The 22,900-nt window shown below is 68.0% G+C and carries 23 protein-coding genes; 17 read left to right on the top strand and 6 right to left on the bottom strand.

Features of this window, described 5'->3' with window-relative positions:
• The first annotated feature begins 2 nt into the window (after positions 1-2).
• The 3 genes from BCO18175_RS16315 (at position 3) to BCO18175_RS16325 (ending at position 2,032) form a co-directional block, all read left to right on the top strand.
• Positions 3-1,160: a DUF1501 domain-containing protein gene (locus tag BCO18175_RS16315; RefSeq protein WP_438820501.1), complete on the top strand. Its 1,158-nt coding sequence runs from the start codon at positions 3-5 to the stop codon at positions 1,158-1,160.
• A 58-nt stretch (positions 1,161-1,218) separates the two neighbouring features.
• Entirely contained in the window at positions 1,219-1,440 is a 222-nt protein-coding gene (locus tag BCO18175_RS16320) for a YXWGXW repeat-containing protein (RefSeq protein WP_174982453.1), read from the top strand.
• 193 nt (positions 1,441-1,633) lie between these two features.
• On the top strand, positions 1,634-2,032 hold the full coding sequence (locus BCO18175_RS16325) for a lysozyme inhibitor LprI family protein (RefSeq protein WP_174982455.1): 399 nt from the start codon (positions 1,634-1,636) through the stop codon (positions 2,030-2,032).
• A 46-nt stretch (positions 2,033-2,078) separates the two neighbouring features.
• Here the strand turns inward: BCO18175_RS16325 and BCO18175_RS16330 are convergent, their stop codons facing one another.
• The 3 genes from BCO18175_RS16330 to BCO18175_RS16340 all read right to left on the bottom strand — a co-directional run bounded on the left by BCO18175_RS16330 (position 2,079) and on the right by BCO18175_RS16340 (position 5,409).
• Positions 2,079-3,272 carry a tyrosine-type recombinase/integrase gene (locus tag BCO18175_RS16330; protein WP_174982457.1) on the bottom strand — a complete coding sequence of 398 codons (1,194 nt, stop codon included), beginning with the start codon at positions 3,270-3,272 and terminating at the stop codon, positions 2,079-2,081.
• A gap of 94 nt (positions 3,273-3,366) precedes the next feature.
• Positions 3,367-4,122: an SDR family NAD(P)-dependent oxidoreductase gene (locus tag BCO18175_RS16335; RefSeq protein ID WP_174982459.1), complete on the bottom strand. Its 756-nt coding sequence runs from the start codon at positions 4,120-4,122 to the stop codon at positions 3,367-3,369.
• A gap of 111 nt (positions 4,123-4,233) precedes the next feature.
• Positions 4,234-5,409 carry a helix-turn-helix transcriptional regulator gene (locus BCO18175_RS16340; protein WP_174982460.1) on the bottom strand — a complete coding sequence of 392 codons (1,176 nt, stop codon included), beginning with the start codon at positions 5,407-5,409 and terminating at the stop codon, positions 4,234-4,236.
• A 240-nt stretch (positions 5,410-5,649) separates the two neighbouring features.
• Between BCO18175_RS16340 and BCO18175_RS16345 the strand changes: the two genes are divergently transcribed.
• Positions 5,650-6,030, top strand: a complete 381-nt coding sequence (locus tag BCO18175_RS16345; protein ID WP_174970009.1) for a DUF4377 domain-containing protein — start codon at positions 5,650-5,652, stop codon at positions 6,028-6,030.
• Between the two features lie 9 nt (positions 6,031-6,039).
• Here BCO18175_RS16345 and BCO18175_RS16350 read toward each other — a convergent pair whose 3' ends face one another.
• Positions 6,040-7,428, bottom strand: coding sequence for a DHA2 family efflux MFS transporter permease subunit (locus BCO18175_RS16350; RefSeq protein ID WP_174982462.1), 1,389 nt, complete (start codon positions 7,426-7,428; stop codon positions 6,040-6,042).
• A gap of 159 nt (positions 7,429-7,587) precedes the next feature.
• On the opposite strand from BCO18175_RS16350, the gene BCO18175_RS16355 reads away from it, so the two are divergent.
• The gene (locus BCO18175_RS16355) at positions 7,588-8,448 is read left to right on the top strand and encodes a LysR family transcriptional regulator (RefSeq protein WP_174915485.1); all 861 of its coding nucleotides are present in this window, start codon (positions 7,588-7,590) and stop codon (positions 8,446-8,448) included.
• A gap of 51 nt (positions 8,449-8,499) precedes the next feature.
• On the opposite strand, the gene BCO18175_RS16360 is transcribed toward BCO18175_RS16355, so the two are convergent.
• Positions 8,500-8,850 carry a VOC family protein gene (locus BCO18175_RS16360; RefSeq protein ID WP_011355015.1) on the bottom strand — a complete coding sequence of 117 codons (351 nt, stop codon included), beginning with the start codon at positions 8,848-8,850 and terminating at the stop codon, positions 8,500-8,502.
• A 260-nt stretch (positions 8,851-9,110) separates the two neighbouring features.
• Between BCO18175_RS16360 and BCO18175_RS16365 the strand changes: the two genes are divergently transcribed.
• The 7 genes from BCO18175_RS16365 (at position 9,111) to BCO18175_RS16395 (ending at position 17,395) form a co-directional block, all read left to right on the top strand.
• Positions 9,111-10,250, top strand: coding sequence for an LLM class flavin-dependent oxidoreductase (locus BCO18175_RS16365; RefSeq protein WP_011355016.1), 1,140 nt, complete (start codon positions 9,111-9,113; stop codon positions 10,248-10,250).
• Positions 10,251-10,418: 168 nt separating this feature from the next.
• Positions 10,419-11,612 (top strand): acyl-CoA dehydrogenase family protein, encoded by a 1,194-nt coding sequence (locus BCO18175_RS16370; RefSeq protein ID WP_166952133.1) that lies wholly within the window; start codon positions 10,419-10,421, stop codon positions 11,610-11,612.
• A gap of 10 nt (positions 11,613-11,622) precedes the next feature.
• On the top strand, positions 11,623-13,383 hold the full coding sequence (locus BCO18175_RS16375; RefSeq protein ID WP_174982464.1) for an FAD-dependent oxidoreductase: 1,761 nt from the start codon (positions 11,623-11,625) through the stop codon (positions 13,381-13,383).
• On the top strand, positions 13,380-13,898 hold the full coding sequence (locus BCO18175_RS16380; RefSeq protein ID WP_085037932.1) for a flavin reductase family protein: 519 nt from the start codon (positions 13,380-13,382) through the stop codon (positions 13,896-13,898). The genes BCO18175_RS16375 and BCO18175_RS16380 overlap by 4 nt, the downstream gene beginning before the upstream one ends.
• Before the next feature lie 15 nt (positions 13,899-13,913).
• Positions 13,914-14,963 carry a ferredoxin--NADP reductase gene (locus BCO18175_RS16385; protein WP_174982466.1) on the top strand — a complete coding sequence of 350 codons (1,050 nt, stop codon included), beginning with the start codon at positions 13,914-13,916 and terminating at the stop codon, positions 14,961-14,963.
• 39 nt (positions 14,964-15,002) lie between these two features.
• Positions 15,003-16,589 carry a FadD3 family acyl-CoA ligase gene (locus BCO18175_RS16390; RefSeq protein WP_302480656.1) on the top strand — a complete coding sequence of 529 codons (1,587 nt, stop codon included), beginning with the start codon at positions 15,003-15,005 and terminating at the stop codon, positions 16,587-16,589.
• A 32-nt stretch (positions 16,590-16,621) separates the two neighbouring features.
• Positions 16,622-17,395 carry an SDR family NAD(P)-dependent oxidoreductase gene (locus BCO18175_RS16395; RefSeq protein WP_174982470.1) on the top strand — a complete coding sequence of 258 codons (774 nt, stop codon included), beginning with the start codon at positions 16,622-16,624 and terminating at the stop codon, positions 17,393-17,395.
• A gap of 54 nt (positions 17,396-17,449) precedes the next feature.
• Here BCO18175_RS16395 and BCO18175_RS16400 read toward each other — a convergent pair whose 3' ends face one another.
• Positions 17,450-18,175 (bottom strand): lysozyme inhibitor LprI family protein, encoded by a 726-nt coding sequence (locus BCO18175_RS16400; protein ID WP_174982472.1) that lies wholly within the window; start codon positions 18,173-18,175, stop codon positions 17,450-17,452.
• Between the two features lie 1,006 nt (positions 18,176-19,181).
• On the opposite strand from BCO18175_RS16400, the gene BCO18175_RS16405 reads away from it, so the two are divergent.
• The 5 genes from BCO18175_RS16405 to BCO18175_RS16425 all read left to right on the top strand — a co-directional run bounded on the left by BCO18175_RS16405 (position 19,182) and on the right by BCO18175_RS16425 (position 22,893).
• The gene (locus BCO18175_RS16405; protein ID WP_174915493.1) at positions 19,182-19,859 is read left to right on the top strand and encodes a hypothetical protein; all 678 of its coding nucleotides are present in this window, start codon (positions 19,182-19,184) and stop codon (positions 19,857-19,859) included.
• Positions 19,860-20,254: 395 nt separating this feature from the next.
• Complete coding sequence (locus BCO18175_RS16410) at positions 20,255-20,491, top strand: FitA-like ribbon-helix-helix domain-containing protein (protein ID WP_039351245.1); 237 nt, start codon at positions 20,255-20,257, stop codon at positions 20,489-20,491.
• Entirely contained in the window at positions 20,424-20,894 is a 471-nt protein-coding gene (locus tag BCO18175_RS16415) for a type II toxin-antitoxin system VapC family toxin (RefSeq protein WP_174982473.1), read from the top strand. The genes BCO18175_RS16410 and BCO18175_RS16415 overlap by 68 nt, the downstream gene beginning before the upstream one ends.
• Before the next feature lie 199 nt (positions 20,895-21,093).
• The gene (locus BCO18175_RS16420; protein ID WP_174982475.1) at positions 21,094-21,990 is read left to right on the top strand and encodes a VOC family protein; all 897 of its coding nucleotides are present in this window, start codon (positions 21,094-21,096) and stop codon (positions 21,988-21,990) included.
• Positions 21,991-21,999: 9 nt separating this feature from the next.
• On the top strand, positions 22,000-22,893 hold the full coding sequence (locus tag BCO18175_RS16425) for a CoA transferase subunit A (RefSeq protein WP_174982477.1): 894 nt from the start codon (positions 22,000-22,002) through the stop codon (positions 22,891-22,893).
• Positions 22,894-22,900 lie beyond the last annotated feature (7 nt).

Raw genomic sequence — 22,900 nt, forward strand, 5'->3', positions numbered from 1 at the left:
CCATGACACTGTCCCGCCGACAATTCCTGAGCGTGGCCGCCGCCGGCGCGGGCGCGATCCTCGTCGCGCCGCGGATCGTGTTCGCGAACGTCGAGACCGACCGGCGCTTCGTGTTCGTGATCCAGCGCGGCGCGGCCGACGGCCTGAACATCGTCGTCCCGTATGCGGAACCCGCGTATGCGTCGCTGCGCGGCCCGCTCGCGATCGACACGGCGGCCGCGACGCGGCTCGACGGCACGTTCGCGCTGCATCCGTCGCTCGTGCAGACCGCGCAGCTGTACCGCGACGGGCATGCGCTGTTCGTTCACGCGATTGCATCGCCGTATCGCGACCGCTCGCACTTCGACGGGCAGAACGTGCTCGAGACGGGCGGCCGCGCGCCATACCAGGTGAAGGACGGCTGGCTGAACCGGCTCGCCGCGCTGCTGCCGGCCACGCGTGAAAGCGCGATCGCGTTCGCGCCGACCGTGCCGCTCGCGTTGCGCGGCACCGTGCAGGCCGCGTCGTACGCGCCGTCCGGCTTGCCGGCCGCGCCGGACGACCTGCTCGCGCGCGTGTCGGCGCTCTACGAGGCCGATGCGCAGCTCGGCCCGTTGTGGCAATCGGCGATGGACGCGCGCGGCCTCGCCGGTGATGCGCATGCGCGGCAGGACCCGGCGGGTGTCGGCAAGCTCGCCGCGACGTTTCTCGCGCGCGACGACGGCCCGCGCATCGCGATGATCGAGACGGGCGGCTGGGACACGCACAGCGCGCAGAACGCACGGCTCGCGAATCAGCTGAAAGCGCTCGACACGATGCTCGCCGCGCTGCGCGACGGCCTCGGGCCCGTGTGGCAGCAGACCACGGTGCTGGTCGCGACCGAGTTCGGCCGCACGGCCGCCGCGAACGGCACGGGCGGGACTGATCACGGGCAGGCGTCGGTCGCGATGCTCGCGGGCGGTGCGGTCGCGGGCGGCCGCGTGATTGCCGACTGGCCGGGTTTGCGGCCGGGTGACCTGTACGAAGGGCGCGACCTGAAGCCGACCGCGTCGCTCGACGCGCTGATCGCGGGCGCCGCCGCCGAAAGCCTGCGGCTCGATCCGCACCGTACCGCGTCCGCGTTGTTCGCGGAAAGCGGTGCGGCGCGGCCGATGAGCGGCTTGATTCGCGGAGCCGCATGACGTAACGCGTTGCCGCATCGCCAGCGACCCATCCATTACACAAAAGGGAGAATGCAACATGACGAAGATCCGAACCGTTTCGCTCACCGTGCTGGTAGCGGCCAGTGCGACACTGATGTCCGCGTGCGTGGTCGAACCGGTGCGGCCGCCGCAGCCGGCGCCCGTCGTCGAGGTGGCGCCGCCGATGCCCGCGCCAGGCTATCACTGGGCGAAGGGGCATTACCGCTGGGCCGGCAATCATTGGGCGTGGGTGCCTGGGCACTGGGTGGCCGTGTACTGATCGGGCATTCCGTGCCGTGCCATGCCATGCCATGCGGCGCAGGTGCCGGGATGCGGGGCAGCGTATTGAAATGCGACGCGCGTTGGCCTAAGCTGCCGGGTCCCGGCGACGGGCATCCGGCGACGGACGTTCCCGTTCGTCCCGTCACGGCGAGCCGATCCGCGGCCGCCGTTTTCTTCGTTACGGCACCCACATGAAAGCATGGCTCGTTGCGCTGGCCGTCGCGGCCGGCATGACCGGCGCGCACGCCGCGTCGTTCAACTGCGCGAAGGCGTCCACGTTCGTGGAGCGCGAAATCTGCGCCAATCCGACGTTGTCGCGTCTCGACGATGCGCTCAACGCGGATTACCAGCACATGCTCTACGATTTCAGCAACTATCCGGTCGAGGATCCGCCCGAGTACGAGCAGTTCATGGCGACCCAGAGGGCGTGGCTGAAGGCGCGTAACCGCTGCACGACGACGCAGTGCCTGATCGACAGTTACCGCAAGCGCATCGACGTGCTGTGCGGCCAGATCGATGTGCCGGAGAAAAGCGAACGCGCGAAATGCCGCAGCAACGGCGGCCTGGGCGGGCTCGAACTGGATCACTGAGCGCGGACGCGTTGCGCGAGCCGCGACCCGTCGGATCGGTGCACACCTACCACCCGATCCGGTGTTTCTCCTCCGTCTCGCGGTGCCGCCAATCGTCGTCCGCATGCAGGTACTGGCTCGTCGTCGTGAGCGACACGTGGCCGAGGTTGTCGCGCACGAGCCGCAGGTCGACGCGGCCGTCGGCCATGTGCGAGCCCGCGCTGTGGCGTAGCCAGTGCGCGGACGCCTGTTCGAGCACGCGCGCCTGCTGCTCGCCGGCTTCGCCGTTCGCGCGCAGCCGGTCGGCCGCGTGCCGGAACACCTGCTTCACGATCCGGTGCAGCGCCGCGCGCGTGAGCGGCTTGCGCGCCTGGCCGACCGGCAGCACGAGCGGCGTGGGCTCGCCGTCGGAAGGCAATGCGGGCAGGCCATGCGCGCGCCGGTAGCGCGACAGCTCGGCCATCATCTCATCGGTGGCCGGCACGAGCCGCTGCCGGCCGCCTTTGCCCGTCACGTCGAGCCACCAGCGGTCGCGCCCGTCCGTGTCGCGCCGGCAGAAGAACTGGCCCATCGTCGTGTCGGCCGCTTCGGTGATGCGCAGCCCGCCGAGATACAGCAGCGTGAACAGCCAGCGCGCACGATCCGCATGGAAGCCTGCTCGTGCGTCGTCGCGCGGCATCGCGGCGATCGCGTCCTTGACCGACTGCCACAGCGGCTGCCCGAGATGGCGCGTGACGCGCGGCGCGGGCCGGCGCTGTCGCTGCCGCGACAACGCGAGCGGATTGCCGGCCAGATAGCCGGCCTGCACGAGCCACGAGAACATCACGTTCAGGATCACCAAAGCCTGCCGCTGGCTGGCCGCCGACAGCGGCCCGTAGAACGGCCGCCAGCGCGGATCGTCGCGCGGATGCTTGCGCCCGCCGTTCGCGCACCACAGCTCGGCCGGCGCGGGGGCGAGCAGGAACTGCCGGTAGACGACCAGATCCTCGTGCGTGAGCGACGACAGCGGCTTGCCGCACGCGATCACGGCCCACAGCAGCAGGCGTTCGGCTTCCTTGCGATAGTTCTGGAACGTGGTCGGCGTATCGACGAAGCGTGCGAGCCAGGCGCGCACCGCGTCGAGGTCGTTGGTCGCGGCAATCTGCGGATGCGCGCTGTTCGAGCGGTTGGTGCCCGTGCGTCCGTCGAGTGCGGCCGGCACGGTCAGCGCATCGATAGGCAGCGGGCGCAGCGCGGTGTCGGACGGAACGGGTGAGGTCATGCGAAGCGGGGTGCGGTGTGCGGATCGTACGCTCGTGATCGGGCAGACGAACGCAGCGCGATCAAGCGTATCGGGAAGCGCCGATGGTACACGATCACCACACGGTGAATCCGCCGTCGACGGCGATTGCCTGACCGGTGACGAAGCGCGCGGCGGGCGAGCACAGCCACATCACCGTTTCCGCGATGTCGCGCGGCTCGCCGAGCCGCGCCATCGGCGTGGCCTGCGTCAGTCGTGCCATGTCGTCGCGGTTTTCCGGGCGGTCGGTGATCGCGGTATGGGCGATGCCGCCGGGGCATACCGCATTCACGCGGATGCCGCGGCCCGCATAGTCGATCGCCACCGATTTCGTGAGGCCGATGACACCGCTCTTCGATGCCGAATACGCGGAGAGCCCGGGCCCGCTGACGAGCCCCATGATCGACGACGTGTTGACGATCGCACCGCCGCCGAATGACAGCATGTGCCGGCATTCATGTTTCATGCACAGCCACACGCCTTTCAGGTTCACGGCGATCGTGCGATCCCATTCGTCCTCGTCGAATTCGGCGACGGGCGCGCCGCGAGGCGCGATGCCTGCGTTGTTGAATGCGATGTCGAGGCGGCCGAACGTGGCGACCGTCGTGTCGATCGCGTCGCGCACGTCGTCGGCGCGCGATACGTCGGTGCGCAGCACGATCGCCTTCGCGCCGGTGCGCTCGATCGCGTGCGCGACGTCTTCGGCAGCGGACACGACAGTGTCCAGCAGCGCGACCCGCGCGCCGGCTTCGGCGAAGCACAGTGCGGCCTGTCGTCCGATGCCGGTCGCGGCGCCGGTCACGACGGCGACTTTTCCTGCGAAGCTTTCCATGCCTGTCTCCTGGGGCACTGAGTGGAGAGACAGGTTAGGCGGCAAGCGCCGGTGCTTCGACGTTGAAACGGACTAGGCGGATTCGATGGCGGGGCCGTCATCACGAAAGCATCACCCCAGCGACAGCACGCTGTTCAGCAACGTCCTGACGAGCGTCGCCTGCCGCGTGACCCCCGTCTTCGAAAAAATCGCGCGCAAATGCGAGCGCGCGGTGTTCTTGCTGATCGCGAGCTCGTCGGCCGCTTCCTCGAGCGTCTGCCCGTTGACGAGCGCGAGCGCCAGCGCGGTTTCGGCCGGCGTGAGGTCGAACAGCTTGCGCACGATGTCGTGCGATGCCTGCGACTTGCGCTCGGCATCGCGGATGAAGATCGCGCACGCCGGCCGGCGCGGATTGTCCTCGGACCATTCGCTGAGCGGCACCGCGCGGATCAGCACGCCGAGCGGCGGCTTGCCGGACGGGCGCGGCACGGCGATCGCCTGCGCGACCGACGGCGCGCCGCCCGCGCGCTCCGCGAGCACCTGCCGGATCAGCTTCTGCAGCTTGCGATCCTCCAGCGGATACGACGCTTCGAGCGCGTCGCCGCGCACGCGCAGGCCGTCGCATTCGGCGAAGATCTCGTCCGCGACGCAATTGGTCTTCATGATCGCGCCGCGCTCGTCGAGGATCGCGGTGGCGACGAGCATGCGGTCGATCGTGCTCGCGTACAGCGTGCGCTCGGATTCGACCATCCCGAACTTCGCGTGCAGCCGCACCGCGCGCTTCAGGTGCGGCAGCAGCGCGTTGCAGACGGCCTTGTCGGTCGCCGAGAACGCGCGGCCGCGATGCGAGCGGCACACGCGGAAACGGCACTCGATGCCGTCGGGCGTGCGCAGGTCCGCGCCCATCAGGTACCCGACGTCGAACGGCTCGAGAAACTCGCGATACATCGCGCTGTTGCGCCAGACGCCGACGCCGAGCAGTTCGTCGACGGTGACGACGCGATCGCTCGGCAGGTTCACGAACGGATCGAGCGCGTAGTAGTAGGTGTTGTACGACGCGACGCCCGGCAGCGGCGCATTGTGCTCGGACGCATTGATCATCAGCCCCGCATGGCCGCTGGCGGGCCAGCGCAGGATCATCGTCACGTAGTTCGCGTGCAGGTGGATACGGATCTGCTCCAGCGCGCGGCCCCACGGCACGTCTTCCAGCGGGCCTTCGTAGATCGTCGTGAGCAATGCGTCGAACTGTTCGAGCGTCAGTTTCGACTGGGCAAGATGGGGCGGCAGGGCCGCGGGCGCCGTGGTCATTCGGGTTGTCTCCTGTTGCGGCCACCGGGTCGGCAGGGTGGGAACAGGCCCCGTCGCCCGGTGTGCACGTGCGAGCCGCCGGCGGCGATGCGCGCGGCTGAACCGGATCACGGTAACGTATCGGCTCGCGCGCGACATCCCACGAATGAATGTGGCGGATCGTCTTCTGTAAGCTGTTTGTGAACTTTCTTGCCGAGGGGGCCTCTAATCGGCCCTCCAACGCTTCCTGAGGAACATCAGATGATTCGCCAATCCAGAACGCTGCTCGGCGCGGCCATCATTGCCGGCAGCACGCTCCTCGTCGGATGCCAGACCGACGCAGTCGCCACGGCGTCGAACGCCGTGCGCCCGGCCGACAGCAAGCCGGTGACCAAGACTGTCTATGTCGCGCCGCAATCCGCGCGCTGCACGGGCGTCGCGCCGATGGAGTGCCTGCAGGTGCGCAACAGCCCGAACGAGCCGTGGAGCCTGTGGTACGCCGGTATCGAAGGCTTCGCGTACCAGCCCGGTTACCTGTACACGCTCCAAATCGACGAATACCGCGTCGCGCAGCCGCCGGCCGACGGTTCCTCGATTCGCTGGGTGCTCAAGCGCGTTGTGGAGCGCCGCCAGGCGAACTGACGGCCGCGCTCACGCGGACGGGCGCGCTGCCGCACTGGCCGGCGGCGCGGCCGTATCGATCCGCCGGAACACGACGGACGACAGCAGCGTCACCACGCCCATGCACGTGAACGACAGCATGAACCCGTGCGCCATCGAGCCCCAATAGGCGGCAAACAGGTTGACGAGGCCGCCGCCGATCGACACGCCGAGCCCCATCGCCAGCATCTGCATCATCGTGAACAGGCTGTTGCCGCTGCCGGCGTCGGCATGCGACAGCCCCTTCAACGTCACGCCGTTCATTGCCGCAAACTGCATCGAGTTCGCCGCGCCGAACACGATCAGCAGCGCGCCTTCCAGTAGCGGCGCGGGCCGCGCCGACACCAGCGCGAACCCCGCGATCGCGCACCCGACGATCCCCGTATTCACGACCAGGAACGCCGCGTAACCGAAACGCTTCACGAGCGGCGCGATCCAGCGTTTCGCGATGACACCCGCGATCGCGGCCGGCAGCATCATCAGCCCCGATTGCAGCGGCGTATAGCCGAGCTGCACCTGCATCAGCAGCGGCAGCATGAACGGCACCGAGCTCGTGCCGATCCGGCACAGCAGGTTACCGAGCAGCCCCGAACCGAAGTTCGGCTCGCGGAACAGCCCGAGCCGGAACAGCGGCTGCGCGCGGCGCCGCGCATGCGGCAGGTACGCAAGCGCGCTCGCCAGCCCGACCGCCGCGAGCCCGGCCGCCCACGCGGCGCGATGCGCGGGCATCGGCGGGTCGATCGCGAGCGACAGCGCGATCATCGCGACCGACAGCAGCGCACAGCCGACGAAGTCGAACGGCGGCGGCTGTTGCGCCTGGTCGTGCGGCAGGTAGCGCTGCACGGCGACGAACCCGACCACGCCGACCGGCACGTTGACGATGAACACCCAGTGCCACGAAATCGCCTGCGTGAGCCAGCCGCCGAGCGTCGGCCCGACGATCGGGCCGAGCTGGCCGGCGATCGACACGAACGCGATCGCCGCGACGTACTGTTCGCCCGGCACGCGGCGCAGCACGGCGAGTCGCCCGATCGGCAGCAGCATCGAGCCGCCGATACCCTGCAGCGCGCGCGCGGCGACGAGCTGGCCGAGCGTATGCGACGCCGCGCAGCCGATCGATGCGAGCACGAACACGAGAATCGCGAGCGAGAACACGCGGCGCGTGCCGAACCGGTCGGCCAGCCAGCCGGACGCCGGCGTGAGCATCGCCATCGTCAGCGTATAGACGACCACGACCGGCTGCATCGCGAGCGGCGACGCGTGCAGGCTTTGCGCGATCGAAGGCAAGGCGGTGTTGACGATCGTCGTGTCGAGCGACTGCATGAAGAACGCAGCGGCGACGATCCAGAGCAGCGCGGAGTGTGTGGGTTCCCGGGACATGGCGAAATCGGTGGTGCGAAGGCCCGGCGCGGGTGGCGCCGTTGCGCGGTCGCGCGGCGCCTGCCGGTCCTCAAGCGCACGATGGTACCGATTCCTTTGGTCATCGGGAAGCCGCCTCAAGACGTTGACTGTCATCGGGAATGCCGATGACAATGCGGGATGCTCAATCCCGTCTGGCTCAACACGTTCGCGACCGTCACGAACTGCCGCAGCTTCACCGAAGCGGGCCGGCAGCTCGGGCTCAACCAGTCGAGCGTCAGCGAACACATCCGCCGTCTCGAAGAGAGCGTCGGCCGGCGGCTGTTCGTGCGCGACACGCATTCGATCGCGATGACGGCCGACGGCGAGGCGCTGCTCGTGCATGCGAACGTGATCCTGCAGGCGCTGAACCGCGCGGAATCGCAGTTCCGTAAGCCGAGGCTGCAGGGGCTGGTGCGGCTCGGCGCGCCGGACGACCTCGCGCTCGTCGCGTTGCCGGACGTGCTCGCCGGGTTTCGCGCCGCGCACCCGGACGTCGCACTGGAGATCACCACCGGCATGACGAGCCGGCTTTACGAAGGGCTGGACGCGGGGGCGCTCGACCTGATGATCGGCAAGCGGCGGCTCGGCGAGCGGCGCGGCACGCCGCTCTTGCGCACGCGGCTCGAATGGGTCGCGCGGCCCGGCACCGTGGTCGATCCGGAGCGGCCGCTGCCGCTCGTGTTGGTCGCCGAGCCGAGCGTCACGCGCGCGATCGTCCTGAACGCGCTCGCGGAGAAGGGGATCGGCTGGGAAGTGGTGTGTTCGAGCAGCAGCCAGCCGGGCTGCATCGCGGCCGCGCGCGCGGGGCTCGGCCTGACCGCGACCTCGCACTATCTGTCGACCCGCGGGCTCGCGCCGCTGGTCAACGGCGACGCGCTGCCCGTGCTGCCCGACATCGAATTCATCGCGCTGGCCGCGAAGCGGCTCAGCCCACCGGCGCGCACGCTGCTCGAATTGCTGGAAGCGAGCGACCTGAGCACGCCGGGCGCAGACGCGTAACCGGCTCGCCACGCGCGCGGTACCCGCATCCGGCGCCCGTGCCGTATGAGGTCATGCGGCCCGTTTCTGCGAAATCACGAGCAGCGCGCCGTTCTTGTCCTCCAGCACCGCGCGGTATTCGTGCGGCCCGGCCTGCACGGGCACGCGCACCGACGCGCCGGCCTTCACGACCCGCGCCATCGCCGCATACAGGTCGTCGTCCTCGTCCACGCGCAGCGTGAGCGCCGCGCGCTCGACGATCTGCTCGTCGCCCGCGACCAGCGCGATCGTCAGCGGTCCGCCGTCGAGCGCGCAATAGCGGTCGCCGTCGCGGAACTTCACGTTCAGGCCCAGCCCGTCGACGAACAGCGGCAGCGCCGTGTCGATGTCGTCGACCGGATACAGCAGCATCGATACCTTCATCCCGGATCTCCCTTGTCTTGATGTGGGCGGCGTGCAACGCGCCGCCGTTCGATGCTAGCGCGCCGTTCGCGCGCCTACGCAGTCCGATCGGACGACGGTGAAACCCCTCTGTCCCCGCAGGCGTGTAGCTACTCCGAACAGATGATGCCCGCGCCAGCCGGCGCGCCGACACTTCCATTCGTGGACCGTCGCGCTTCGTCCGTATCGTGCGGGCGGGCTGCACGACCCCGACTCGTCCAACATACATGGAGACGCACGCAATGAAGTTTTCCCTCATCTACGAAGCCCAGACCACCGACGCATCGCGCGAGGGCGACCACCGGGTGTTCAAGGAAACGGTCGAACAGGCGCTGCTCGCCGAGCAGGTCGGATTCGACACGATCTGGTGCGTGGAGCACACGTCGCTGACCAACTATGCGCACATGAGCGCGCCGGAAACCTTCCTTGCGTACCTGGCCGGCCGCACGACGCGCATCGGTCTCGGCCACGGCGTCGTGTGCCTGCCGCCGGCGATGAACCATCCGATCAAGGTCGCGGAGCGCGTCGCGCTGCTCGACATCCTGTCCGGCGGCCGCGTGCACTTCGGCGTCGGCAAGGGCGGCAGCCAGCAGGAAGCCGGCGCGTTCGGCTACGACCTCAACGAACTGCAGCCGATGATCGACGAATCGATGTACCTCGTGCCGAAGATGTTCGTGCAGGACGAGATCGAGCACGACGGCAAGTACATCAAGATTCCGAAGCGCCCGATCCATCCGAAGCCGTTCCAGGATCCGCACCCGCCGATGTACCTCGCGTGCACCAACACCGACGCGCTGCTGCGCGCCGGCCAGCGCGGGATGGGCGCGCTGGTGCTCGGTTTCGGCGGCCCCGACGAAGTCGCGAAGAAGAACGCCGTGTACCGCGAAGCATGGGCGAACCGCAAGCCGGAAGACCAGGTCGGCTTCCGCCCGACCCAGCACCTCGCGGCACTGTGCCCGACGGTCGTGATGGCCGACGGCCAGGCCGCCCGCAAGATCGGCATCCGCGGCCAGCGCTACTTCATGGAATCGCTCGCGTACTGGTACACGGGCGGCGAGCGTCCGGACCCGGCGAAGTGGGGCGACGACCTCGTGCAGGCCGATACCGGCGAGATGGTGATCCGCTCGCGCTTTGCGTCGGAGGAAGTCGTCGTGAACTTCGCCGACCCGGCGCTCGCGATGATGAACCCGAACCATGCGTACGGCACGGTGGACGACTGCATCGGCTATGTCGGCCGCCTGCAGGAAGCCGGTGTCGACGAAGTGCTGTTCCTGTGCCAGATGGGCACGGTGCCGCATGAAGCGCAGATGGAGACGATCCGCAACATCGGCGAGCACGTGATCCCGTTCTTCAACAAGGAGAAGGAGCGCGCCTGCGCGTGATGCACCGGGCCGCGCCCGTCGTCCCGTCCGGTCGGACGATGCGGCGCGGTCGTGCGAAGCCGACCATCGGTGGTGGCGAGCATCGCCCGCGGCCAGGCCGCGCCGAACAACTTTGAACGAGAGCGGGGCACGCGCCGCGGCGCATCACCCGCTTCACAGGAGACATCCGTGCATCGCGACAACGATTCGAACGCACTGGCCGCCACGCTGATCGCCCGGGCCGAGGCACTGGCGCCGACGCTGGCCGGCCGCGCCGCGCAGGCGGAAGCGCAGGGCCGCATCCCGGCCGAGACGATCGCCGACATGCAGGCAGCCGGCTTCTTCAAGGTGCTGCAGCCGAAGCGCTACGGCGGCTACGAGCTCGATCCGCAGGCGTTCTTCGACATCCAGATGGCGCTCGCGCGCGGCTGCATGTCGACCGCGTGGGTGTACGGCGTCGTCGGCGTGCACAACTGGCAGCTCGCGCTGTTCGACGAGCGCGCGCAGCAGGACGTGTGGGGCAACGACCCGGCGACGCTGATTGCGTCGACCTACATGCCGGTCGGCCGCGTGACGCCGGTCGACGGCGGCTTCCGCCTGTCGGGCCACTGGAAGTTCTCGAGCGGCAGCGAACTGTGCGAATGGGTGTTCCTCGGCGCGCTCGTGCCGCCGGCCGAAGCCGGCCAGCCGCCTGAATACCGCACGTTCCTGCTGCCGAAATCCGACTACCGGATCCAGCAGGACTGGGACGTGCTCGGCCTGCGTGCGACGGGCAGCCACGACATCGTCGTCGACGACGTGTTCGTGCCCGCGTACCGCACGCACAAGGCGATCGACGGGATGATGGGCACGAGCCCCGGCCTCGCCGTCAACGATGCGCCGCTGTTCAAGCTGCCGTTCGCGCAGATCTTCGTGCGCGCGGTGTGCACGTCGTGCATCGGCGCGCTGCAGGGCGCACTCGACGATTTCACCGGCTATGCGGCGACGCGCGTGTCGGCCAACAGCGGTGCGAAGACGACCGACGATCCGGGTGCGCAGAACGCGTGCGCGAACGCGGCCGTCGCGATCGACGAGATGAAGGTGCTGCTCAAGCGCAATTTCGCGGAACTGATGGCGTCGGTCACCGGCGGCCCGGCCGTGTCGATCGAGCGCCGCGTGCATTTCCGCTACCAGTCCGCGCAGGTCGCCGAGCGCTGCGCACAGGCCGCGAACGCGCTGCTGCGCTACGCGGGCGGCAACGGCATCTATCACCGCAATCCGCTGGTGCGCCGCTTCCTCGACCTGCATGCGGCCCGCGCGCACTACGCGAACAACGTGGACCGTTTCGGCCAGAACCTCGGCGCCGTGATGCTCGGCCGCGAGAACACCGACTTCTTCATCTGACGGGGACACGATGAACGACCCGCAAGCACAGCAATACGTGTTCGACGTGGTGGTCGTCGGTTCGGGCGCGGGCGCGCTGCTCGCCGCGTGCCGCGCGGCCGACCGCGGCCTGTCCGTCGTCGTGATCGAGAAGACGGCGCTGTACGGCGGCACGTCGGCCGTCTCGGGCGGCGGCATCTGGGTGCCGTGCAACCACCATATCGCCGAGCTGGGCGCGACCGATTCGCGCGAGGCCGCGCGCGGCTACATCGACGCCTGCGTGGCCGGCGAATCGACGCCCGAGAAGATCGACACGTATCTCGACCGCGCGCCGGAGATGCTGCGCTACCTGGAATCGAAGACGCCGGTGCGTTACCAGTCGCTGCCGAAGTACGCGGATTATTTCCAGAAGGTGCCGGGCGCGATGCCGGGCTACCGCGCGCTCGATCCGATGCCGTTCGACGGCGGGCTGCTCGGCGACGAATTCGACCGGCTGCGGCCGGCGTCGCCCGGTACGCTGATCGGCGGGCGCGTGGCCGTGACGTCGAAGGAAGCGCACACGCTGTTCGCGCGCGGGCCGGGCTTCATGAAGCTCGCGATCGCGCAGTTCGGCCGCTACTGGCTCGATATCGGGATGCGCCGCCGCACGCGGCGCGACCGGCGCCTGACGCTCGGCAACGCGCTGATCGGCGGGTTGCGCCGCGCGCTGCTCGACCGCAACGTGCCCGTGTGGCTCGACACGCCGATGCGCGACCTGCTAGACGTGGACGGCCGCGTGACCGGCGTGCGCGCGCAGCGCTTCGGGCAACCCGTGACGATCGCCGCGCGGCGCGGCGTGATCCTCGGCGCGGGCGGTTTCGAGCGCAACCAGCCGATGCGCGAGCGCTACCTGCCGCAGCCGACACAGGCGCAGTGGAGTGCGACGCCGCCCGCCAATACCGGCGACGCGATCGCCGAAGGCCATCGGCTCGGCGGCGCGCTGGCGCTGATGGAGCATGTGTGGGGCGCGCCGACGGTCGGTGTCGCCGGCGAGGAGAAGCAGCGCGCGCTGTTCGTCGAACGCAACCTGCCGGGCTGCGTGATCGTGAACAGCCTCGGCAAGCGCTTCGTCAACGAAGCCGCGCCGTATTCGGAATTCGTGCCGGCGATGTATCGCGACCATGCGCGCACCGGTGCGAGCGTGCCGGCATGGATGGTGTTCGACGCGCGGTTTCGCCGCAAGTATCCGTGCGGGCCGATCATGCCGGCGTCGATGATGCCCGATTCGCGGATTCCGGCCGCGTTCCGCGACGTGATCGTGAAAGCCGACACGATCGACGCGCTCGCCACGCGCATCGGCGTCGACGCGGCCGGCCTGCACGCGACGCTGCGCGACATGGCGCGCTACGCCGTCACCGGGATCGACGAAGCGTTCGGCAAGGGTGACAACCTGTTCGACACGTACTACGGCGATCCGCAGAACAAGCCGAACCCGTGCCTCGGGCCGGTCGACCAGGCGCCGTTCTACGCGGTGCGGATCGACGCGGGCGACATCGGTACGAAGGGCGGGCTCGTCACCGACGTGCACGCTCGCGTACTGCGCGCCGACGGCGAGCCGATCGACGGCCTCTACGCGATCGGCAACACCAGCGCCTCGATGATGGGCGCGAGCTACCCCGGCGCGGGCTCGACGCTCGGTCCGGCGATGACCTTCGGGTATCTCGCCGCCGACCACCTGGCTGCTCGCGCAGCCGACGCCGGCGGGCAGCCCGCCCGGCCATCCACGACTGAACTTGACGGAGTCCGATCATGAGCGATCTCACCACCCATCCGCTGCGCACCGACATGCTGCTCGCGATGCGCCGCCTCGCGCGCTCCGTCACGGTCATCAGCAGCGCGCACGACGGCCGGCGCTACTCGATGTCCGCGACGGCGGTCGATTCGCTGTCGACCGATCCGCCTTCGCTGCTGATCTGCATCAACCGCACCGCATCGCTGTATCCGCCGCTCGACGCGGGCGCCGGGTTCTGCGTGAACGTGCTGTCGGCGGCCCACGAAGGCATCGCGATCGACTGCAGCGGCCGCCTGAAGGGCGAGGCGCGCTTCACGACCGGCGACTGGCATACGTCGCCGCACGGCGTGCCGTATCTGCGTGATGCACAGGCGAGCCTCGTGTGCGAGCAGGACGGCCGCTTCGAATACGGCACGCATACGGTGTTCATCGGGCGCATCCGCGAGGTGCTGATGAGCGGCGACGTCGATCCGCTCGTCTATCTCGACGGTGCCTACACGACGCCCGGCGCGCCGGTGGCCCGTGCGGCCGCGTGACGTGAGGAGCCGGCCATGAGCGATTCGCGCTTCCATCGGCTGACCGTTGCCGAAGTGATTGCCGAAAGCGACGACGCGTGCTCGTTCGTGTTCGACGTGCCGGCCGCGTTGCGTGACGCCTTCGCGTACCGGCCCGGTCAGTTCCTGACATTGAACGTGCCGTGCGCGGACGCGACCGTCGCGCGCTGCTATTCGCTGTCGAGCGCGCCGGGCATCGACGCCGCGCCGAAGATCACCGTCAAGCGCGTGCGCGACGGCCGCGCGTCGAACTGGCTGTGCGACCGCGTGAAGGCGGGCGACACACTCGATGTGCTGCCGCCGGCCGGCGTGTTCACGCCGCGCACGCTCGACGGCGACCTGCTGCTGTTCGCGGGCGGCAGCGGCATCACGCCGGTGCTGTCGATCCTGAAATCGGCGCTCGTGCACGGGCGCGGGATGCTGACGCTGATCTATGCGAACCGCGATGAACGTTCGGTGATTTTCCGCGCCGAGCTTCAGCAGCTCGCACAGCGCCATCCGGGCCGCGTGCGTGTGATCCACTGGCTCGACAGCGTGCAGGGAATCCCGCAGCAGCGCCATCTCGAGGAACTGGCTCGGCCGTTCAGCCAGCAGGAGACGTTCATCTGCGGGCCCGCGCTGTTCATGGAGAACGCGCTGGCCGCGATGCTCGGCCTCGGGCTGCCGAGGGCGCGCGTGCACGTCGAGCGCTTTGCGTCGTTGCCCGATGCGCCGGTGCAGGCTGCTGATACGGCGGCGTCGAACGCAGCGGCGGCCGCAGCGTCCGGCGACGGCGCGGCGATCGAGACGGTGCTCGACGGCGACGCGTTCGCTTTCGACAGCGCGCCTGGCGAAACGCTGCTCGACGCGATGTTGCGCGCGGGCGTGCCGGCGCCGAATTCCTGCCGGATGGGGCAATGCGGCGCGTGCATGTGCCGGATCGAGCGCGGCGAGGTCGCGCTCGACAGCAACCACGTGCTCGACGACGACGAGATCGCGGCCGGCTGGACGCTCGCCTGTTGCGCACGACCCGCGAGCGATGCGCTGCGCGTGGTGTTTCCCGACTGAGCCGCGGCGCGCCGGCGGCGCGCACGGCCACCCTGATCTATGACGATGGACAACGAAATCCTGACCACGCCCGCGCTGATCGCGCGGGCAGCCGCGCGCCACGGCGCGCATCCGGCGATCGAGTCGGAGCATGGCCGGCTGACCTACGCGGAACTCGACGCGGCCCGCCTCGACGCGGCCCGCGCGCTGCTCGCGAGCGGCATCGAGGCCGGCGACCGCATCGCGGTGTGGGCGCCGAACCTGCCGGAATGGATCGTCGCGGCACTGGCGATCCACACGGTCGGCGCGATCCTCGTGCCGGTCAATACGCGGATGAAGGGGATGGAGGTGGGCGGCATCCTGCACGACGGCGGCGCACGGCTGCTGTTCTGCTGCGGCTCCTTCCTCGGCGAATCCTATCCGGCGATGCTCGCGCCGCACCGGCCCGCGACGCTCGAGCGGGTCGTCGTGTTCGACGGCGAGCCGCCGCCCGGCGCGCGCGACGAGACCTGGAACGCGTTCCTCGCGCGCGGCGCCGAGGTGCCGCTGGCCTCGGTGCGCGACCGCGAGGCACAGGTGAGGCCCGACACAGTGATGGACCTGATGTTCACGTCCGGCACGACGGGCCGCCCGAAGGGCGTGATGACCGCGCACGGCCAGAACCTGCGCGCCGCGCAGGCGTGGGCGGCGATCGCCGGCGTGCGCGCCGACGACCGCTACCTGATCGTCAATCCGTTCTTCCACACGTTCGGCTACAAGGCCGGCTGGCTCGCCGCGCTGTCGAGCGGCGCGACCGTGCTGCCGCATCTTGTGTTCCAGCCGGCCGACGTGCTGCGACGCGTCGCCGACGACCGCGTCTCGGTGCTGCCCGGCCCGCCGACGCTGTACTTCGCGCTGCTCGACGCGCCCGATCGCGCGACGCGCGACCTGTCGTCGCTGCGGATCGCGGTGACGGGCGCGGCGGCGATCGCGCCGAGCCTGATCGAGCGGATGCGAGCGGAGCTCGGCTTCGAGACGGTGCTGACCGGCTACGGACTGACCGAGTCGTGCGGCTTCGCGACGCTGTGCCGTCAGGGCGACGATGCGGAAACAGTTGCCTATACGTCGGGGCGCCCGATGCCGGATGTCGAACTGCGCATCGCGGGCCAAGGCGGTGAGCCGCTCGGGCCGGACGAGACCGGCGAGATCTGGGTGCGCGGCTACAACGTGATGCGCGGCTACTTCAACCAGCCGGATGCGACGCGCGAAACCGTCGATGCCGATGGCTGGCTGCATACGGGCGATCTCGGCTGCGTCGATGCGAACGGCAACCTGAAGATCACCGACCGCATCAAGGACATGTTCATCGTCGGCGGCTTCAATTGCTATCCGGCCGAGATCGAGCGACTGCTTGCCGCGCATCCGGCGATCGCACAGGTTGCGCTGGTCGGCGTGCCCGATACGCGGCTCGGTGAAGTCGGGCACGCGTATGTCGTGCTGCGGCCGGGCGCACATGCCGATGCCGACGAACTGAACGACTGGGCCCGCCGCAACATGGCGAACTACAAGGTGCCGCGGCATTTCACATTCGTCGAGCAATTGCCGACGAGTGCCGCCGGCAAGGTGCTGAAGTACCGCCTGCGGGCGGGAACCGAGGCGGCGGCCTGAGCGCCGCCGCGACACACGAACGGGATGAACGCATGAACGACAACGGGTTTCCGCAGGGCGCGGTGCTGGTGTTCGGCGGCAGCGGCGGGATCGGGCAGGGTGTCGCGCTCGAGTTCGCGCGCGCCGGCGTGCCGGTCGCGGTGGGCTATCGCAGCAAGGCCGACGTGGCCGAGCGCGTCGCGCGTGACATTCGCGGTGAAGGTGTCGCGGCCACCACGCATTGCGTGGACGTGACCGATCCCGCCCAGGTCGACGCCGCACTCGCGGCCGCGATCGGCGCGCATGGCCGCGTGCACACGGTCGTCTGGGCAGCCGGGCCGTTCGTGAACCAGCACCATATCGGCGACATGACGCACGACGACTGGCGCCGCGCGATCGACGTCGAGACGATCGGCTTCTTCGTGGCGGCGAAGGCCGCGCTGCCGCACTTCCGCGCGTCGGGCGGCGGCTCGTTCGTGACGCTCGGCTCGGCCGGGCACCTGCGCTGGCCCGACCGCGACGGGCTGTCGGTCGCGCCGAAGGCGGCGAACGAGGCGCTGGTCAAGGGGCTGGCACGCGAGGAGGGGCGTTACGACATTCGCGCGAATTCGATCCTGGTCGGCGTGATCGAGGCCGGGATGTTTCCGGTGCTGCTCGAACAGGGGCAGTTCGACCAGGTGTGGATCGACGAGACGCAGAAGATGCTCGCGCTCAAGCGCTGGGGGAAGGAGCACGATGTCGGCCGGGCGGCGGTGTTTCTGGCGTCGGACCGGGCCAATTACATTACCGGGCAGCAGTTGAATGTGTCGGGGGGGTATGGGTTGTAGCGGGGGCAAAAAAGCCTGCTCGGACGAGCAGGCTTTAGCGTCGCTTGAGTCGGGTCAGTTGTCTTGAACGTTGACATCGCCGGTTTGGGCGATCTTCGTCAGAACACGCTTCTGGTACGCATACCACGATGTCAGACAGTCTTTGTCGCGACAATTCTTTTCGCGAAAATTCCATTGTTTGCGTGTCCGTTCAACAAAGGCAGTCTTGTCGATGACGGCATCTTTCGCTTGTTGGTATGTCGCGGCAAGATCCCGATCTGAAGCCGCAAGATCGGAATCGTGACAGATCAGAAATTCCGGAATGGACTTTGCCTTAGCACAGTCGAAGCTGGTTTGTTGCAGCGGGGAGGCCGCAGCGTCGCTTGCGGATTGATTCGCCACCGGCTGAGCAATAGGCAAATTCGATTGTGTCGAGAGTGCCGTAGTAGCTGACTGTTGAGATTGGTTCAACGTTGCCGTGTGTTGACCATAGGGTGTCAGTTGCCCTGACATCGCGTCTTCGATCATCGCGCCGATCAGGGAATTAGGTACAACCCGTATGGTTTCAGTTTTTAGAACCGAATCGCCGGCCATCGTTTGCGATTTGGCGAAATTGCACGGAGCGGAACAAGTAATGCGATTCGAAATATTCGGATTGTCTTCATCGACCAGAAGCAGAATATAGCTGCCATCCCTAAGGCCAACGTAGCGCATCATGACAAGCGCCTTCGTGGCTTTCCCTGCTCTCACGTCATCTTCACTAAGCGCAGGCTCGTAACCATATGTGCCATCTTGACTCATTGCGTAGTTGTGGGAGGGAGGCGGAGGTGCTGGAGCCACCACTTGAGGTGGTTGCTGTGGCGTGGAAGTGTCGCTTGACGTGCTGGGACTCGTCGCTGACGACTGAGCGCTACTGTCGGATTGTTTCGAATTGCAACCAGCAACAGTGGCTGCAACCAACAAAAGAATTGCGATGTGTTTCACAGTTCCCCCGCTAATCGATTGGTCCTATAAATTGCCGATGGTTGGCGCGGATATTCGAGGTGAAATGCCTCGTCTGCAATTTTCCGGTGGCCGGATTGATATATAAGTCGGCTTGGTCTTGGTCGATGGATTGTACCAAGCTGCCCTGTTCGGATGGTGATCTAGAAAGCCAATAAGTTAGAGCGTCGTGGTGGCATTCAAATGAAAAACACCCGCCGGCATCGGTATTCACCCTGCATCGCCACGCGCAATCGCACATCGGCCTCGCGCTCGACCGGCGCGAGGTCACATCCCTGCAACGTATTCGTCGGCGTATTGCGCCGCACGCCGTTGACGGCAACGACGACGCATATGCGCTGAAGTCCGTCCCGCCTAGTTCAACACGCATTGCGGCATCGATGCGCGACACGTCGGATCCCGTGCTCCGGCTTCGTCTGCCGAATAGCGATGCGTTCCTGAAACATTTCCTCCGATTACAAGCCTGCGTGACCGTCCGCGTTTTGCGATGACGCTTGTCCCGCTTCGGTTTGCGCCGCATGGCACGCGCTTTGCGGTGGACGCGGTGCCGCCGGTGCAAACGAAACGCGCAACAACGATGAACGCATCGGCGGCATGCAACGACATCGAAAAAAACGGGGAATCGGATCGGGCCGTGGGCGCTGCGTGGAGCGGCGTACATGCCGCGCATGTCGTATCGGCCATGCGCACGGGGCAACGCGTTCCCGATCCGTCGAACAGCAAGCGTGCTTGCAAGGTGTCGTGCCGGGGTTCGCATCACGCAGGGCGGCGTAGGCCCCATGCGTTGGCGAGGCGCGCCCGGCACATGTCGGGGGAGGCGCCCGTGAAAACGAGAGTGAACCAATGGGCAGCGGTCGCGGTGATGTGCGCCGCGAGTGCGCACGCGCAGGAGATCTACCTGCAGGGCGGCACGCAGGGCGTCGGCATCGGCGCGGCCGTGAGCTTCAATTCGATGCTGGGTGCGCATGCGGACTTCAATGCGATCGACCTTTCGCATGACTTCACGGTGGCCGGCAATCGCTATCAGGACGACCTGAAGCTGCGCCAGGGCGGCCTGTACGCGGACATCTTTCCGTGGCGCGGCAGCGGCTTCCGGGCGACGCTCGGCCTGCGTTTCAACGACGACGAAATTCGCGGCGTATCGGTGCCGACCAATGGGACTTACGTGTTCGGCGGCAAGCGTTATCCGGCGATGCCGGGGATGAACGCGGTGGCGGAAGCGCGCTATCCGACCGTGATGCCGTACTTCGGGATCGGCTACGGGCACCGGCCGGCGTCGAAAGGGCTGGGATTCGTCGCCGATCTCGGCGTGGCGTACGGGATACCGAAATGTTCGTACACGCTGTCGCCGGAACTGGCGGCCGCGGTTGGGCCGGCGAAGAGCCAGATCCTTGTCGCGAGCGGGCTGGATTCGCTGCGGCAGGTGATGTCGCGCTATCGGTGGTACCCGGTGTTGCAGATCGGGATTTCGTATCGGTTCTGAGCGGTTGAGCTGGCGTTGCGCGTGCCGGGCGGGGGATTGCCGGCAGCGCCGATACGGGCGGGCACCGGGGGCTGGTGCGGCGGCTGACGGCTGTCGCGAGTACGGCGTGCGGCGGCGCTGAATGCCGCCGCCACGCTTCGATCGGCGCGCGCCCGCGCAGGCGTTTCAGCGGTAAATGGCCGATCGGCCGTCTTTCCCGCCGTTCCGATCCGGCATACCTTTCAAACAGCAGTTCGACGTGTCGGGCGAGCAGCGCGCGCCGGGAGGATTCATGCGGCCCGTTGCCGGTCGCCGACGCCAACCACCGTCCTCCTTCCGTCAATGTCGGTGATAGCAATGATTGCAATTCGCAGTCGTGTCGCTATCATTGATATCAAACCTGGATGGAGGGAATCATGGCAAATCTACTGGTGCGTAACGTGGATGACAGTATCGTTCAGAGCCTGCGCGAGCAGGCTGCGGCAAATGGCAGGAGTGCCGAGGCCGAACATCGAGCCATTCTGGCCGATGCGCTTGGCCGGCCGAAGCGAAAGACATTTGCGCAAGTGCTGATGAGCATGCCCGATGTTGGCGACGACGCGGATTTTCAACGTGTTCAGGATTCCGGCGAGGCCAGGCGTGTATTTGATTGATACGAACGTCATCAGCGAAATCAGGAAGGGCAAGCGAACCAACCGTGGCGTGCGGGCGTTCTTCAGGCAGGCCGCGGCGGACGCAAGTCCGCTTTACCTGTCCGTCGTAACGGTTGCTGAACTTCGCCGTGGCGTCGATCTGATCCGTCATCGCGGCGATCTCCCGCAGGCGTCGGCGCTCGAGGCCTGGATGGCGACCATCCTGTCCGGCTATGCGCCGAACATCCTGCCGGTCGACATCGAGATCAGCCAGATGTGGGGGCATTTGCGCGTGCCCGATCCAACGCACGAACTCGACAAGCTGATCGCGGCCACCGCGCTGATCAACGATCTCACCGTGGTGACGCGCAATGTCACGGATTTCGCCCGCACCGGCGTCAGGCTGCTGAACCCGTTCGACTGACCCGGATTGCCGCGCTGCGGCAACCCGCACCTGTTCCCTGTCCCCTCCCGCACGCCTAGCCCGTTCCGCCGGGCTTCCGCCTGCGCCCACGCCGCGCGAATTCCCCGCCGCCTCTCGTCCCAACAGACGATGTAACGCCACCCCCGACCGGCCAGAATCCTTTCACGAACAACGGATTCTGAACCAGGAGGAGGCCGACATGATCGATGTCCGTGCGCTTGGCTATGTCGTCGTCGAGGCGACGCGCGTCGATGCGTGGCGCCGCTACGCGGAAGACGTGCTGGGCATGCAGGCGCTCGATGCGCCCGACGGCGCGCTGTACCTGAAGATGGACGAGCGCGATTTCCGCTACGTGATCGTTCCCGGCTCGACCGACCGCTATTTCGCATCGGGCTGGGAACTGCCCGACGGCGTGGCGTTCGACGCCGCGCTTGCGGCACTGCAGCGTGCGGGCGTCGAGCCGGTGCGCGCGACCCGCGACGAAGCCGCGCTGCGCCGCGTGCAGGCGATGGCGTGGTGCACCGACCCGTCCGGCAACCGCCACGAGCTGTACTGGGGCGCGCGCTGCGACTTCCGCCGCTTCGTGTCGCCGCTGGGCGTCTCGCACTTCGTCACCGGCGACATGGGCCTCGGCCACGCGGTGCTGCCCGCGCCGCAGTTCGACGCGACCGACGCATTCGTGCGCGGCGTGCTCGGCTTCGAGCTGTCCGACATCTTTCGCGTGAAGTTCACGCCCGATCCGGCGGAACCCGAGAAGCGCATCCACTTCATGCACTGCCGCAACGCGCGCCATCACAGCCTCGCGCTGTTCGAGATGGCCGTGCCGTCGGGCTGCGTGCACGTGATGGCCGAGGTCGACTCGATGGACGAAGTGGGCCGCGCGCTCGACCGCGTGGCTGCGCACGACGTGAAGATGTCCGCGACGCTCGGTCGTCACTGCAACGACCAGATGATCTCTTTCTACATGAAGACCCCCGGCGGCTTCGATCTCGAATACGGCTTCGGCGGCCTCACGGTCGACTGGTCGAAGCACGCGGTGTTCGAGGCCACGAAGGTGAGCCAGTGGGGCCACGATTTCAGCATCGGATACCGGTAAGCCAGCACGATGACGATGAAACCTCTCGACAAGACGATGTCCGCGCGCGACGTGGTCGCGCAACTCGCCGACGGCATGACGATCGGCATCGGCGGATGGGGGCCGCGGCGCAAGCCGATGGCGCTGGTGCGCGAGATCGCGCGCTCGACCCTGAAGGACCTGACGATCGTCGCGTACGGCGGCGCCGATGTCGGCCTGCTGTGCGCGGCCGGAAAGGTGCGCAAGGTGGTGTTCGGCTTCGTGTCGCTCGACGTGATTCCGCTCGAACCGCATTTCCGCCGGGCCCGTGAGCAGGGCCGCGTCGACGTGCTCGAACTCGACGAAGGGATGTTGCAGCTCGGCCTGCGCGCGGCCGCCGCGCGCCTGCCGTTCCTGCCGACCCGCGCCGGGCTCGGCACGGCGCTGCTCGATCACGCGCCGCAACTGCGCACGGTGCAATCGCCGTACGACGACGGCGAGACGCTGCTCGCGATGCCCGCGATCGAACTCGACGTCGCGCTGCTGCACGTGAACGCGGCCGACCGGATGGGCAACACGCGCATCGACGGCCCCGATCCGTTCTTCGACGCGTGGATGGCGCGTGCCGCGCAGCGTTGCTACGTGTCGGCGGAAACGGTCGACGCATCGCTCGCGAGCGAAGACCTCGACGCCGCCAAACGCAACCCGTTCGAGCGCTCGCTCGTCACCGGCGTCGTGCAGGCGCCGGGCGGCGCGCACCCGACGTCGTGCGGGCCGGCCTACGGCTGGGACCTGCCGCACCTGCGCGCGTACTGCGCCAGCGCGGAAGACGACGCGAAAACGACGGCGTACCTGCGCGACGTGGTGGGCCAGGACGAACGCCAGTACCTCGAAGGCGTCGGCGGGCTGTCGCACGTGACGACGCTGCCGTTGCCGATTCTGTAAAGGAGCG

The sequence above is a fragment of the Burkholderia lata genome (genome assembly GCF_902499335.1).
Classification (GTDB): Bacteria; Pseudomonadota; Gammaproteobacteria; order Burkholderiales; family Burkholderiaceae; genus Burkholderia; species Burkholderia lata_B.

What these genes read in the sequence shown, in the direction of transcription:
- BCO18175_RS16315 (WP_438820501.1), top strand. Translation starts at nt 3, where the DNA reads ATGACACTGTCCCGCCGACAATTCCTGAGCGTGGCCGCCGCCGGCGCG.
- BCO18175_RS16320 (WP_174982453.1), top strand. Translation starts at nt 1,219, where the DNA reads ATGACGAAGATCCGAACCGTTTCGCTCACCGTGCTGGTAGCGGCCAGT.
- BCO18175_RS16325 (WP_174982455.1), top strand. Translation starts at nt 1,634, where the DNA reads ATGAAAGCATGGCTCGTTGCGCTGGCCGTCGCGGCCGGCATGACCGGC.
- BCO18175_RS16330 (WP_174982457.1), bottom strand. Translation starts at nt 3,272, where the DNA reads ATGACCTCACCCGTTCCGTCCGACACCGCGCTGCGCCCGCTGCCTATC.
- BCO18175_RS16335 (WP_174982459.1), bottom strand. Translation starts at nt 4,122, where the DNA reads ATGGAAAGCTTCGCAGGAAAAGTCGCCGTCGTGACCGGCGCCGCGACC.
- BCO18175_RS16340 (WP_174982460.1), bottom strand. Translation starts at nt 5,409, where the DNA reads ATGACCACGGCGCCCGCGGCCCTGCCGCCCCATCTTGCCCAGTCGAAA.
- BCO18175_RS16345 (WP_174970009.1), top strand. Translation starts at nt 5,650, where the DNA reads ATGATTCGCCAATCCAGAACGCTGCTCGGCGCGGCCATCATTGCCGGC.
- BCO18175_RS16350 (WP_174982462.1), bottom strand. Translation starts at nt 7,428, where the DNA reads ATGTCCCGGGAACCCACACACTCCGCGCTGCTCTGGATCGTCGCCGCT.
- BCO18175_RS16355 (WP_174915485.1), top strand. Translation starts at nt 7,588, where the DNA reads ATGCTCAATCCCGTCTGGCTCAACACGTTCGCGACCGTCACGAACTGC.
- BCO18175_RS16360 (WP_011355015.1), bottom strand. Translation starts at nt 8,850, where the DNA reads ATGAAGGTATCGATGCTGCTGTATCCGGTCGACGACATCGACACGGCG.
- BCO18175_RS16365 (WP_011355016.1), top strand. Translation starts at nt 9,111, where the DNA reads ATGAAGTTTTCCCTCATCTACGAAGCCCAGACCACCGACGCATCGCGC.
- BCO18175_RS16375 (WP_174982464.1), top strand. Translation starts at nt 11,623, where the DNA reads ATGAACGACCCGCAAGCACAGCAATACGTGTTCGACGTGGTGGTCGTC.
- BCO18175_RS16380 (WP_085037932.1), top strand. Translation starts at nt 13,380, where the DNA reads ATGAGCGATCTCACCACCCATCCGCTGCGCACCGACATGCTGCTCGCG.
- BCO18175_RS16385 (WP_174982466.1), top strand. Translation starts at nt 13,914, where the DNA reads ATGAGCGATTCGCGCTTCCATCGGCTGACCGTTGCCGAAGTGATTGCC.
- BCO18175_RS16390 (WP_302480656.1), top strand. Translation starts at nt 15,003, where the DNA reads ATGACGATGGACAACGAAATCCTGACCACGCCCGCGCTGATCGCGCGG.
- BCO18175_RS16395 (WP_174982470.1), top strand. Translation starts at nt 16,622, where the DNA reads ATGAACGACAACGGGTTTCCGCAGGGCGCGGTGCTGGTGTTCGGCGGC.
- BCO18175_RS16400 (WP_174982472.1), bottom strand. Translation starts at nt 18,175, where the DNA reads ATGAGTCAAGATGGCACATATGGTTACGAGCCTGCGCTTAGTGAAGAT.
- BCO18175_RS16405 (WP_174915493.1), top strand. Translation starts at nt 19,182, where the DNA reads ATGTCGGGGGAGGCGCCCGTGAAAACGAGAGTGAACCAATGGGCAGCG.
- BCO18175_RS16410 (WP_039351245.1), top strand. Translation starts at nt 20,255, where the DNA reads ATGGCAAATCTACTGGTGCGTAACGTGGATGACAGTATCGTTCAGAGC.
- BCO18175_RS16415 (WP_174982473.1), top strand. Translation starts at nt 20,424, where the DNA reads ATGTTGGCGACGACGCGGATTTTCAACGTGTTCAGGATTCCGGCGAGG.
- BCO18175_RS16420 (WP_174982475.1), top strand. Translation starts at nt 21,094, where the DNA reads ATGATCGATGTCCGTGCGCTTGGCTATGTCGTCGTCGAGGCGACGCGC.
- BCO18175_RS16425 (WP_174982477.1), top strand. Translation starts at nt 22,000, where the DNA reads ATGACGATGAAACCTCTCGACAAGACGATGTCCGCGCGCGACGTGGTC.